This is a genomic window from Desemzia sp. C1 (assembly GCF_020882875.1).
GTDB lineage: Bacteria > Bacillota > Bacilli > Lactobacillales > Carnobacteriaceae > Desemzia > Desemzia incerta.
Window position 1 is genome coordinate 379,163 of sequence record NZ_JAJIZP010000003.1, and the last position, 12,409, is coordinate 391,571.

Below are 12,409 nucleotides of genomic sequence, written 5' to 3' on the forward strand. Positions count from 1 at the left end.
AGTACCGCCCATTTGATGAATGAGCGATACTTTATTAACATGATTTAACCATCTATTCGATAAGCTCTATTTAAAACATCATCATTCGTTATGATATAAAAGCCTTTTTCTTCTGACCATTCAGCGTAAAGAATATCTTCTAAGGAATGGTATCCTTTTCTTTCCAATTGTTCCATCAACCAAGCTCGCTCTAAATCATGCGTTTGAAGAACTCTATCTTGTACCATGCCTTCGTCTACAACCATAATGGACATAACTTTATCCTCATCTGATTCCTTGACCAAGCTGATTTGTCCGGCATTTTCCAATACTACATGTCTGGCATTTTCTACTGAGAAACATTGTTGTTGTCTCAACATTGTTCTTAATTGTTCCATTTCAATATGATTTCTAGACAATTCTTTTAGGTTTAAGGTTCCATTTTTAATCAATATTGAAGGCTCTCCTTTCAATAATTGATTGATTCGATCATTTTTTTGAACAACTCTTTCTATGAAATAAATCATTGAAGCCCATAAAGTTAAAGCAAATAGTAAATGACCTATATTTACTTTGTCATCGTAAATAGATTCCTCTAAAATACCGCCTAATACCAGCGTATACACCAAATCGAATGGCGTTATATTGGATAATGATTTTTTCCTATCAGTCGAACAACGATTAAGAGACCTAACAGTCCAAATATTAGTTTTAAAGAGATTGATATGAGCATGCTCTTCACCACCTTAATAAACACTTCATTCTTTCATAAAGAATTAAAGAAGCAACAACCTATCCGCCTTATCCTATTTATATCACGTTTCTCTTGATGAGCCTTCTTTTTTGCTCACAACTTGAAGATAGTTTCTTATAGGAATAGTCTACTTATTTCATATCTTTTTTGGCGTAGCGTTTATATCAATAGAAATTTCCTAGAGTTGTACTCACTAAGAATATGACTGTTACCATAAAGATTTGGGTCCAATCCATATGTTGATCTTTTACATATTGCACAACCATCATTGTTATTATCACAATACCCGTAAGCCCTGAAATTTCTTTGATTTTCCCCTGCATTTTGCATCTCCTAATTTCAGTATTTGATATAGATGTCAAGGACAGTATAAAATTGTAGGTTTATGACAGAATAAAAATGTAGGTTTTTGACAGTCTAATTTAGAAGTCCATTTATATTTTCCCTTTCATACGATATGATTTTCCAGTAATCTTGAAGACTTTAACATGGTGAACCAGACGATCAAGAATGGCGGCGGCTATTTCAGAATTCTGAAATAGCTCCCCCCATCGAGATAAGATAATATTTGTCGTAATCATTGTTGATTTTTTTTCGTAACGCATCGTTAATAGTTGAAAGAAGAGGTTAGCTTCAACTTTTTGAATTGGTAAATAACCTATTTCATCAATGATCAAAAGATCATATTTGGCATATCGTTTCAGAACACGATCGACGGTCCCTTTTTCAAAGGCAGAACGAAGACGTAAAAGTAATTCATGACAACTGATAAACAGCGTACGGTAGCCTTGATGACATGCTTCAATGCCTAATGCAATGACAAGGTGTGTTTTCCCTACACCAGGGTTTCCAATGAAAACTAAGTTTTCTTTTTTCTCCATAAAAGCCATATGTTTCAAGTCTAGAATCTCTTTTTTGTTAACGCTTGGTTGAAAGTTGAAATCAAATTCTTCAAGTGATGTCCGTTTGGGAAAGTGTGCGCGCTGGATGACACGTTCCACAGTCTGATTCGTTTGAAAGTCTAATTCTTGATTAGTTAATTCTAGAAGAGCTTCTGTTAAAGAAAGCTCATCCCGATTGGCAATTTCAATATAGTTTGGCACATATTCTCTCATATGTTTTAAATTCAAGGCCTCTAGATTATTTAATAGCTTTTGATAGTTACTGCTCATTCGAAGGCACCTCCAGTAAATCATATTGCTTTAAACTTCGTTTAATATGTTCTTGGATGTCATCTTCTTCTTTGTGGCTCATGACATCTGATTTAAGTATCTGAACCAAATCTTCTTGGTTATAGTTCAATCTTTTTGTGGTAAGTGGGTGCGAACGAATCTGTTCTCCGTTATAATAAATGTGCACGTACTCTTCGTTTTCGGAAAGATCCAAGTCAACTTCTTTTCCGATATAACGAGGGTCTACAGAGTACCTACATTTGCGGAAAATGACCATTGCTTCCTTTGTGACTTTACGGCGAATAGAGTCTTCAAAATAAGGATTTAACAAGTCATCTTTTAGCTTATGGAGGTGCTCTTTTTCATTAATTTTCCAAAGTATATCAGGAATCTCGTCCGTTGCTTGAGACACTTCCGAATTTAATTCATCACAAAGTTCGTCAACGATTCGAATGAGGTCTGTCGAATCATAAAATTCATGATTGTAAACCCGTAACCGGTCCATTGTTCTGGCGAGAGCTTCTACGCTGCCTTTTGTTTGGGGGCGAAAAGGACGACAGACCATTGTTCTGAACCCTGCATCTTTACTAAAAGAATAGAAGCGATCGTTTAAATGAACCTGAGAGAATTGAGTTCGTGACCGGTCGACGACAGTTTTCATATTATCGAACCATATTTCTTCTGGAACACCACCGGTGTGATAAAAGGCATCATTCATGCACTCAAACAATGTATCTTGTTTACGATCAAAGGTAAGCGTAATAAATTTCTTCTTTGAGTAGGGCAATATATAAAGGAAAATATTAAAGCGGAAGACTTCTCCCTGACTGCTTATCAGTCGCATTTCTTCTTTCCAATCGATTTGTGCTGAAAGACCAGGCGTATATTCGACGCGTACCGTTGCTTTCTGTATCCGTTCTTTTTTCACTTCTCGGCAATAGTCTCTAACAAGACTGTAACTCCCATCGAACCCTTTCTTTTGTATGAATTTGAAGATACTTTTAGCGGTACATTGATCTTCTAACTTAATATCTATGATTTGTTTGAATGAATCTAATTTACTCGGATATGTCCTCCTTGTTTTAGGTTTATTACCTTGTAACGCTTCTTCATACGCTGCTTTAACCGTACGATAGTCACATCCGTATTGTTCCGCTAACGCAGTATAATTGGGCTTTATGCCATCAATCATATGTTTTTTCACTCCTTCTCTGATATCTCTTCTCATTCCTATTCCACTCCAATTCTATAGGGGATAAGAAGAGTATATAAAAAATGTAGGAAAACCAACAATTTTACATTGTCATTTTCCTACATTTTATAACTGTTCTTTACAATAGATTAAAAAGTCTATTGTAATTGTACAATTCATAATATAAAACAGTGTCTAAAGTTATCTTAAATTTCACCTGCTTAAATCTGTACTTAATGATTGAAAAAAGCACAAAAAAACCTCAAGATTTTCCCTTGAGGTTTACGCTTCATTTAAGTAATTTTTTATTTGACCGTACAAATTCTCAGCAGATTCTTTTTCTGGTGAATTGTTATATTCAGACGAATGGAAAAATATCATTTCTATCTCATTCAGGAAGTTTTGAAACAACTCTCTTTTTCTTTCACAGCTGATTTTTTTAGAGCCTTGGATCATTTCAAAATTTAGTTCAAAGTCTTTGATTCCCATATTCACTTCTCCTTTGTTTCCATCCACCGATTCAATAAATTGCCTCAAGGATTTCAATAGTAGTTCTTGATGAACAAATTCAATAATAAGGGACTTTACTCTTATAGCTTACGTTATTTCCTAGTGGAAAGATAGGGAATTAGGATAAAAAAAACAAAAAAATAAAGCCGATGTCACAGAAACCACATAAAGTGAATTCTGCATCATCGACCTTACTACCTACATTTGATTCTATTCCTGAAACCTAGTGAATAGCTCCTCCAACTTGTTTCAAGTCTTCCTTGCCATCAAATTCTACAACAGCTTCAATAGCAGCTGTTAAGCCTTTTGTCATGTCTGACAGACTCATAGCGGGTTGACCAGGTTTATTAACAACTTGTTCTGGAATGTAAGGAACATGGATAAATCCACCTTTTATTTTAGGGAAGTTGGTGTGAATCATGTATTGTACTTGGTACATAATATGATTGCATACAAACGTTCCAGCTGTATTTGAAACTGCTCCAGGAATCCCAGCATTCTTAATCGCTGTTACCATAGCTTTAACAGGCAATTGAGTGAAGTAAGCTGCATCTCCGTCTTCTTTGATAGGAGCATCAATTGGCTGGTTTCCTTCATTATCCGCAATACGTGCGTCATCAACGTTTATGGCTACACGCTCAGGAGAAATCTCGTACCTTCCTCCAGCTTGTCCAATATTCAATACATAATCTGGTTGAAATTCTTCGATAGCTTTTTGAACTACCTCTGCTGATTTATTGAAAACTGTTGGAATCTCTAACTTTTTAATTTCGGCACCTTTAATAGTATCAGCCAATCCTTTTACAGCTTCTAAAGCAGGATTGATTTTTTCTCCGCCAAACGGATCGAACCCAGTAACTAAAATTTTCATGTTTAAAATCCCTTTCTTCAAATCGTTTAATATTGGTTGAAATTATACCATTAATCTTACATTCTAGCCAGAACAGCAATCTTCACATCCTGAGTTGAGTTGCGTGCCTCAGCTCCTCGGAGAAAATCATTTCATTTTTTGAGGATAAAAAGCATCCTCTAAAAATGAAATAGATTTTTCTGTCGGAGCTAGACGAGGCACTACACATCCTTTAGTTGAGCTGCGAGGCCTAGCAATTTTGCAAAAAAGATAAATTTCGATTGGGATAAAAAGCATCCCATTCGAAACTTCCTATTTTTGCTTCATTGCTGGCAAGGCCTCTTCGCATCCTTATCAGTTGAGCTGCAGTCGCTTGGCTCTTGGGTAAAATCAGAAAAATTATTGGGATTGAAAAACATCCCAACTAATTTTTCTGGATTTTCCCTTCAAGCCAAAGCAGCGATCTCCGCATCCTCCTTTTAGAATGCCCAGAAGTACATTAGGGCTATGTGTACGACGATCATGATTAAGGCTAGCGGGGTTTGTTCTTTGATGACGCCTGTTTCGCTCTTCATCTCCAATAATGCTGCTGGCAGTGCGTTGAAGTTTGCTGCCATTGGAGTCAATAGCGTGCCACAGAATCCTACTGTCATAGCTAGAGCTCCTGCAATAACAGGATCTCCTCCTTGGGAGATGACAAATGGAACACCAATACCTGCAGTAATGACCGTGAATGCTGCAAATGCATTTCCCATGATCATAGTAAAAATGACCATTCCTAAACAATAAGCCACGACTCCTAAGAAGCGATTCCCTTCAGGAAGTACTGTTGAGATTCCTCCTGCGATGACTTCTCCAACACCAGCCGCTGTGAAAATCACTCCTAAAGCTGCTAACAATTGAGGCAGAATACCTGTTGTTCCAACTTGCTGGATCATTCGATTACTGTCATCCATAACGGTTTTCGGAGTTGCTCTAGTAACTAATATTCCAGTCATTAAAGAAACAACCGCTCCAATACCGATTCCGACTTGTCCGCCAAGTTCAGTAAATTGTGCCACACCTACCGCAACTGCAGCTAACACGACAACCGGTAAAAAGACCCAATTTCCGATACGGTCACTAGCTTTTTCAGCTTCAGCTTCTTCAACTGGACGAACATGTCCCAGTTTAACTTGCTTCAGTAAAGTCAATGCACCAATCACTAACAGCATAATGCCGCTTAAAGTATAAGGAATGAAATTTCCTATAGCAAATATCACACCTAGCAACAACCAAAATAAAGTAGTGCCTAATCTAGTTGGATGAGTTTTGTCTACAAATACTGAACCAGCAGTGTAGATCAATAAAAATCCTGTTAAAATAAAGAAAAATTCCAATAAATTATTGATCGTTGATTCCATAGACTACTCAGCTCCTTTTTCAGTCGGCTTTTTACCATATTTATTTTTTAATTTTCTATCAAACAATATATTCGAAATGGCTACAAAAGCCAATGCAATCAAAGCTACCGGGATAGAAGCTTGCGCAACTGCTACAGCGGAGATATCATAGCCCAGTGATTTCATCGTTCCTGCAATCAATAAAACTCCTGAAGCTGCAATAAATGTGTTTTGAGCAAAGAAATTCCCAAAATTTTCTGTGGCAGCTGAACGAGCTTTGATACGCTCAACATCCTGTTCATCCATCTCTCCATATTTAGCTTCTGCAGATGCTTGAGTCATCGGCTCGATAAGTGGACGAATAAATTGAGTATGTCCTTGCATGCGGATAGAGAATAATCCAGCCATTTCACGAATAACCATATAAAGAGACAACATACGTCCAGGAGTCAGTCCTTTGATCCTTTCAATCAGCTTTACAGCTTGTTGACGCAACCCAAAGCGCTCAGATATCCCAATCATCGGCAGAGTCAATAAGAATAATGTAACTAAACGATTAGCTACGAAAGCTTCTCCAAGTAAAGATAAAAATTCTGTAAAAGATATTCCCGAAACCAAAGCTGTTGCTAGAGCTGCTATTAAAACAACCGCAATAGTATCGAATTTAAATATAAAACCGACAACGATAATGGCGATTCCAATTAACTTAATAATTTCCACTGCTTCTCACTTCTTTCCTCTTTATTATTATGTACGCTTTATTCATCTTTATGAATAAGTGTTAACAAATAGATTAAAGCTATCTTAGAAGCATTGCAACTCTTTTTTCGACTGAAAACGTCTTCAGTTACATATTCTTTCCATTTCAAATTTTGGTATAGGTGAAATATTATGCAAAAAAGGAACCCTGAATGAAAAATATACTTTTCATTTAGGATTTCTTTTTTGAAATTCAGGATTGAGTTCTCGATTCTAATAATTGGTCTTTCAACATTAAACGAATCTTTGCCATACCTGTAGATGAGTATTTAAAGAGTAGATTGTTTTATTTGTTTACTTTATAGTTGAACCAGTCAAAACGGGCTTCATTCTGGCTCTTTTCTCCATTACCAGTTGCATACAATCCAAACACATTTCCAGTGAAGCCGCCTGAGACTTCTGTAGCCAACAATCCGCATTCTCCGCTGCCTAAATAAACCACTTCACCGTTAGGAGAAACAATTTCGAATTTATACCATTCTGGGTCAGCTAAGATACGCAACTCAATAGTGCCTTCTTCATAATCAAAACTTTTTTCCACTACGCTTATTGACCCGACATTCTTTCTGAAGAAAACTTCTGTTTTCCCATTCACATGTCTTAGACCAATTTCATAATGATAATTTTCGTTAGCGAATATCGTCAATCCAGCCTCTTCTGCATTCTGTGGATCAAAACGCATCAATGTGGATACTTCACAATTAAAATGTTCTTGGCGACGTCCAATAAAAGTATGTGTTGCAGTATCCCGCAAATTTGCTGATGAGCCGAGCAGACTCAAGGAACCTTCTTGTTCATTCAAGACAAAATTTTCTTCTATCGGATTTCTTCTATAAATCCACTTGTAATCTAATACAGATTGATCAAAGTTTTCTCTTTCTTTCCAATCGAAACATTGCTCCGACATAATCGATTCGTGTTCGATTTCTTCCCCAATCACACCGTTGTCTCCTACTATCGGCCAACCGTCTTCTGTCCAAGTAACAGGTGCTAAAAATGTCTCTCGTCCTAAATGATGTTTCTTTGGATATCCAATTGGCCTAAAAGCCAAGAATACAGCCCACCAAGAACCATCTGTGTGCTGCACTAAATCAGCATGACCAGTTGCTTGTATAGGATGATTTAAACTCCGATGTGTCAAAAGTGGATTTCTTTCGTAACTTTCAAATGGACCATACGGATGTTTGCTTCTGGAAATCGTCAGCATGTGACCATATTCTGTTCCGCCTTCTGAAATCATTAAGTAATAGTACTCTCCTATTTTATAAAGATGAGGCCCCTCTGGATATGCTCCACCAGTTCCTCCCCAAATAAATTTACGTTCAGAAAGATATTTCCCTGTCTGCACATCAATTTCTACTTGATAGATACCCGGCTTCTCATGATCGCCGCCAGTTCCAGTCAAGTAGCATTTCCCGTCCTCATCAAAAAAGAATGAAGGATCGATTCCTTGGCTGTCTTCAAACCAAATCGGTTCTGACCAAGGTCCAGCTGGATCAGTAGCCGTAACATAGAAGTTCCCACCTTCTAAGACATTGGTAGTTACCATATAAAATACCCCTTCATGATAACGTATCGTAGGCGCGTAAATACCACAAGAACTCGGCTTCTCGTTCAAAGGCAGCTGCTTTGGAGTTGTTAAGCAGTGACCTATTTGTTCCCAGTGCACAAGATCAGTACTGTGAAAAATGGGCACACCTGGAAAATATTTAAAACTGCTGGTAACTAAATAAAAGTCGTCTTCAACTCTGCAAATACTAGGATCTGGATAAAAGCCGCTGATAATCGGGTTTTTGAATTTCATTTCATAACTCCTTTATGATTTTGTACCTTGATTATCAAAGAAAACGCTTTCTATTTATACTGTTAAAATAAGCTCTTTTACAGTATAAAATAGCTTGCTGACTCAAGCCAGCAAGCTATTCAATCAATTTAATTGTGCACCATTTGATGCATTAGTTTCTATTTATACCGTAATCTCTATCCAATTTCCTTCAGGATCTTCTACCACACTTTCGTAATAGCCGTCTCCTGTTGTACGTGGTTTCCCCTGGCAAGTGTAACCATCTTGAATCAGCTGCTCTGTTAATTGGTCTACTTTTTCTTGACTGCCTACAGAAATAGCCAAATGCGCCCATCCTAGCATAGCTGGTTCATGCACCTCTGTGACATCTATCCGCGACATCAATTCCAGTCGAGCTCCTTTTTCAAATGTTAAGAAGTAAGATTTGAAGCCTTTAGCAGGATTGTGGTAAACGTCATTTGAAACGGCTCCAAAATAATTGCAGTAAAAATCTCTTGCTACTTCTAAATCTTTTACCCATAATGCGATATGTTCAATATACATATTATTCCTCCTATTTGGATGTTCTATTAATAACGATTTCTTATTATAACAATCGTAATCATTTTATCAAACCTAGAACCAACTAGCCTCATCCTCCATAGTAAAGTCTAAGTATTCTACACCTTCTTCAAGTCCAGCTCTAATGTATTCATTGATATCATTCAACTCATTTTCAGAAATTTCATTAGCTTCATATAAAAATTGATAAAACTTTTTCAATGCTGATCCATTTTGTTTGAGAGAGGTTAGAGAACTGGACAGGTCTTTCCGTACAAAAAAGTCACCTAAAAAAGCTCCTGCTGAATCTCCAGAATCTATGGGAGTCACTCTTTCATACTCAGCTAAATAAATATTGAGATAAAAATATAGATGTTCAATATGGCGTTTGACCGTTTTTTCACTTAGCCCTTTTACAACTATCAAATGCTTTTTGAAAGCTGTTAATAATTTTTCGTTATTTCCAACTAATGCTTCCCTATATTTCTCCCATTGTTGTTCGGCTGAATTTAAAGTATCTAATTGAGAAAACTCACTATAATTCCAATTTTTTTTAACAATATATGGTTCTTTTTCAACAACCTCTTCTAATTTTAACGGTTTTTTTAGAGCGTCTTGTAACGCTGCTGCGCTACTATTGTATCCTTGCTTATACAACTTTGTATGAATATAATTACTATAAAAAACCATTTCGTTTATATTTATTGTTTGGGAGAGATCTAATTTAGTGCTGCTCAATTCATCCGCCATCAAATTGATGCTTCCTATTATAGAGCGGTTAGATGTAGTAGTTACTTGCATATTTCCAGCAAGTTTTAAATATTCTTCTGTTTTTTCTGATGAAATTTCCGCGAGCTCAAATGCAATACGCATAGCTTCCTGAAATAATTCAGGCAACTTTTTTTTAGTTTTCGCATTGACGTCCTGTAGAATAATAGGCGTGTAAGTTTGGTCATTAAGAAAAATAAGAACTTTTTTCCGATTAATATTAATATAATTCGCATGCCATGAAAATAATGGATTCGCCTTTACAAACCGCTTTTCGTGTTCGACATCCTCTACAGTCGGCACAACTGAAAATAAAGGCTGCGCTTTTTTTGTTGCCCCAATAATCATCTTTGATCCCCTTTTTTATTTTTATTATAACTTATGTGCATTAAGGAAGAAAAGAACTGATTTACTTAAGAATTCTTTCCATAATAATCGTAAATAAACAACCTTTGCCTCAAAAGCAAAGGTTGTTTTCTACTTAGTCTTCTTTTTCTTGAATAGCGCCTTTCAATTGAGAGGGATCAGAAGGTGGGTTGTCTAAAATACTTCTGACCTTGTCTAAGTCGGCTTCTACATTCCATAACAAGATGCCTGCCGGTTTATTGTCTTTCAAGTAATAAACCACTTTTCCTTCGCCCACTTCGTCGATCATTGTTTCCAGCTCTGAATCCAATGTACCGATCGCTTTCCATGAAATGTCAAACACCACGGAATAAAAGTATGGCGTATACGTATATGGCTCGTCTGATCCAGCCATCACTTTACCTACTGTCTCTCCAGAATTTCGGGCATGATCCACATGCTCGATGCGGTTGCTGCCTAAAATCTCATCTGGATAAGTAGCAATATCTCCTGCCGCATAGATATTCGGATCACTGGTGCGCAAATATTGATTTACAATGACTCCATCGTCTACTTTCAAACCACTTTCTTCAGCAAGATCCGTTCGCGGTGAAACTCCTAAACCACTCACAAGAGCGTCTCCTTCGATTTCCTGTCCATCATCCAGAGTTACGATGATCTTGTCGCCGTCTTTTCGGTAAGAATCGGCGCGTTTGCCATTCATCATTTGAACGCCGGCTTCTCTAAAAGCTCCTTCATATTCTCGAATGATCTCTTCAGGAAATTGTTTTTCCCCTAATACTTCATCGGAATAAACAAGCGTAACTTTTGTATCATTTTGAATCAATCCAGCTGCCAGTTCCGTTCCAATATAACCGCCGCCGACTACGATAATGTGATTATTGTTACCTGAGTATGCGCGGAGTTTGCGGTAATCTTCCCAACTTCTGAAGAAAATCGCACGATCATCATCTGGTCCTTCGATTTCGATAGGCTCGCTACCCGTAGCTAAAAGCAATTTATCGTAACTTAAAATGGAACCATCATCCAATCGAACCGTTTTTTGGTCTCGATTGATCTCAGTGACAGCTGTTTCTAATTTTAATTCTACCCCATTTTCTTCTGTATCCAGAGGAACCTGGTCTTGAGTAAACTCATCATCTGTCCACAATTTTTTTGTCAATGCCGGACGTGTATAAGGAACGTCCATGTCGGTAGAAACGACTCCTATGCTGCCCATCTTATCGTATTCGCGAATACCCTGAACGGCATAAGCTGCCACCATTCCCCCTCCGACGATCAAATAATCATACGGCTGGTTTACTTGCTGCAAGTTTTGAATTTCATTTCTTTCTTCGTTTTTCATGTATCTATTCTCCTCTCTGTTATCAACTATTTCATCTTTTTATATCGTTGCTACTGAACCGGAATCTACACGGTAATTTGATCCATTCACAAAGGAAGCTTTATCTGAACATAGAAAAGCAATGACGCTGGCCACTTCTTCTACTCGACCTCGGCGTTTTAATTCCATAAATGGTCTCTTCACATCTAGGAAAGATTCTACCGCTTCTTCTATAGATACATTTAACTCTTTAGCACGATTTTCCATCATGGTATCTGTCATCGGAGTCTCAATAAAGGCTGGCGACACAGTATTGACCAGCAACCCTTCACGCGCATAAGTCCGTGACAACCCTTTTGAAAATGCAATAATTCCAGCTTTAGCACTATCATACGGTAATTCATCGTCATAAGGTTGAACTCCATTTTCAGATGAGATAAAGACAATTCTACCCCAACCGCCGTCTCTTAAATCAGGTAAGAATTCTTTTGTTACACGAACTGGTCCGATCAAATTCACGTCCAGAGTATGTTGCCAATCCTCAACAGACAATTCGTGGAACAATCCTTGATTGCCTGTTATTCCAGCAGAGTGAACAAGAATATCGATTTTGCCGACATCTTTTGCAATCTTATCGCGGAGCTGCTTGATTTCTTCTTCATCAGTAATGTCTGCGGCATAAGCAAAAAGTCTTTCATTTTCTCCCAGTTCATTGACCGCTTCTTTCACTTCATCATCTTCTTTTCCAGTCAAAATAACGGTAGCTCCTTCTTCCAAAAGAACTTTTGCTGTTGCTAGTCCGATTCCTGAACTCGACCCTGTAATCAGTGCTGCTTTTCCTGTAATCCCTAAATCCATCGTGATTGCCTCCTCAATGAAGTATCCATTTGATTTTATTGTACTGACTCAATACTCTCAGTCGCTTACTATCTAAAATGGTACTATTCTCTAGAAAGAAAGACAATTTTTACGCTTTTGTGTTTTTTCTCTCTACTGTACCGGTCAAGTA

Annotated in this window: 12 protein-coding genes and 1 pseudogene; all 13 read right to left on the reverse strand. The window is 37.4% G+C overall.

Going from position 1 to position 12,409, the window contains the following annotated elements:
* Positions 1-44: 44 nt before the first annotated feature.
* A pseudogene (locus tag LMF32_RS02205) lies at positions 45-712 on the reverse strand (YetF domain-containing protein).
* 185 nt (positions 713-897) lie between these two features.
* Positions 898-1,056 carry a hypothetical protein gene (locus LMF32_RS02210; RefSeq protein WP_230523699.1) on the reverse strand — a complete coding sequence of 53 codons (159 nt, stop codon included), beginning with the start codon at positions 1,054-1,056 and terminating at the stop codon, positions 898-900.
* Positions 1,057-1,167: 111 nt separating this feature from the next.
* Positions 1,168-1,905, reverse strand: coding sequence for an IS21-like element helper ATPase IstB (istB, locus tag LMF32_RS02215; protein ID WP_047927680.1), 738 nt, complete (start codon positions 1,903-1,905; stop codon positions 1,168-1,170).
* Positions 1,895-3,133 carry an IS21 family transposase gene (istA, locus tag LMF32_RS02220; protein ID WP_230523700.1) on the reverse strand — a complete coding sequence of 413 codons (1,239 nt, stop codon included), beginning with the start codon at positions 3,131-3,133 and terminating at the stop codon, positions 1,895-1,897. Before istA ends, istB begins: the two co-directional genes overlap by 11 nt.
* A 246-nt stretch (positions 3,134-3,379) precedes the next feature.
* Positions 3,380-3,586 carry a hypothetical protein gene (locus tag LMF32_RS02225; RefSeq protein ID WP_188204337.1) on the reverse strand — a complete coding sequence of 69 codons (207 nt, stop codon included), beginning with the start codon at positions 3,584-3,586 and terminating at the stop codon, positions 3,380-3,382.
* 244 nt (positions 3,587-3,830) lie between these two features.
* A complete protein-coding gene (gene pcp / locus LMF32_RS02230) occupies positions 3,831-4,478 on the reverse strand; it encodes a pyroglutamyl-peptidase I (RefSeq protein WP_230523701.1) in 648 nt (215 codons plus the stop codon).
* A gap of 458 nt (positions 4,479-4,936) precedes the next feature.
* Positions 4,937-5,860, reverse strand: a complete 924-nt coding sequence (locus LMF32_RS02235) for a DUF979 domain-containing protein (RefSeq protein ID WP_230523702.1) — start codon at positions 5,858-5,860, stop codon at positions 4,937-4,939.
* Positions 5,861-5,863: 3 nt separating this feature from the next.
* On the reverse strand, positions 5,864-6,559 hold the full coding sequence (locus LMF32_RS02240; RefSeq protein ID WP_230523703.1) for a DUF969 domain-containing protein: 696 nt from the start codon (positions 6,557-6,559) through the stop codon (positions 5,864-5,866).
* A 325-nt stretch (positions 6,560-6,884) separates the two neighbouring features.
* The gene (locus LMF32_RS02245) at positions 6,885-8,402 is read right to left on the reverse strand and encodes a glycoside hydrolase family 43 protein (protein ID WP_230523704.1); all 1,518 of its coding nucleotides are present in this window, start codon (positions 8,400-8,402) and stop codon (positions 6,885-6,887) included.
* Between the two features lie 162 nt (positions 8,403-8,564).
* A complete protein-coding gene (locus LMF32_RS02250) occupies positions 8,565-8,945 on the reverse strand; it encodes a VOC family protein (protein WP_230523705.1) in 381 nt (126 codons plus the stop codon).
* A 72-nt stretch (positions 8,946-9,017) separates the two neighbouring features.
* Complete coding sequence (locus tag LMF32_RS02255; RefSeq protein WP_230523706.1) at positions 9,018-10,058, reverse strand: site-specific integrase; 1,041 nt, start codon at positions 10,056-10,058, stop codon at positions 9,018-9,020.
* Between the two features lie 133 nt (positions 10,059-10,191).
* Positions 10,192-11,421 carry an FAD-dependent oxidoreductase gene (locus LMF32_RS02260; protein WP_230523707.1) on the reverse strand — a complete coding sequence of 410 codons (1,230 nt, stop codon included), beginning with the start codon at positions 11,419-11,421 and terminating at the stop codon, positions 10,192-10,194.
* A gap of 39 nt (positions 11,422-11,460) precedes the next feature.
* The gene (locus LMF32_RS02265; RefSeq protein ID WP_092479295.1) at positions 11,461-12,258 is read right to left on the reverse strand and encodes an SDR family oxidoreductase; all 798 of its coding nucleotides are present in this window, start codon (positions 12,256-12,258) and stop codon (positions 11,461-11,463) included.
* Between the last annotated feature and the right edge of the window lie 151 nt (positions 12,259-12,409).

Coding starts and splice junctions, on each gene's coding strand:
- istB (WP_047927680.1), bottom strand. CDS start 1,905: ATGAGCAGTAACTATCAAAAGCTATTAAATAATCTAGAGGCCTTGAAT.
- LMF32_RS02210 (WP_230523699.1), bottom strand. CDS start 1,056: ATGCAGGGGAAAATCAAAGAAATTTCAGGGCTTACGGGTATTGTGATA.
- LMF32_RS02265 (WP_092479295.1), bottom strand. CDS start 12,258: ATGGATTTAGGGATTACAGGAAAAGCAGCACTGATTACAGGGTCGAGT.
- LMF32_RS02225 (WP_188204337.1), bottom strand. CDS start 3,586: ATGGGAATCAAAGACTTTGAACTAAATTTTGAAATGATCCAAGGCTCT.
- LMF32_RS02245 (WP_230523704.1), bottom strand. CDS start 8,402: ATGAAATTCAAAAACCCGATTATCAGCGGCTTTTATCCAGATCCTAGT.
- LMF32_RS02255 (WP_230523706.1), bottom strand. CDS start 10,058: ATGATTATTGGGGCAACAAAAAAAGCGCAGCCTTTATTTTCAGTTGTG.
- LMF32_RS02250 (WP_230523705.1), bottom strand. CDS start 8,945: ATGTATATTGAACATATCGCATTATGGGTAAAAGATTTAGAAGTAGCA.
- pcp (WP_230523701.1), bottom strand. CDS start 4,478: ATGAAAATTTTAGTTACTGGGTTCGATCCGTTTGGCGGAGAAAAAATC.
- LMF32_RS02260 (WP_230523707.1), bottom strand. CDS start 11,421: ATGAAAAACGAAGAAAGAAATGAAATTCAAAACTTGCAGCAAGTAAAC.
- LMF32_RS02235 (WP_230523702.1), bottom strand. CDS start 5,860: ATGGAATCAACGATCAATAATTTATTGGAATTTTTCTTTATTTTAACA.
- istA (WP_230523700.1), bottom strand. CDS start 3,133: ATGAGAAGAGATATCAGAGAAGGAGTGAAAAAACATATGATTGATGGC.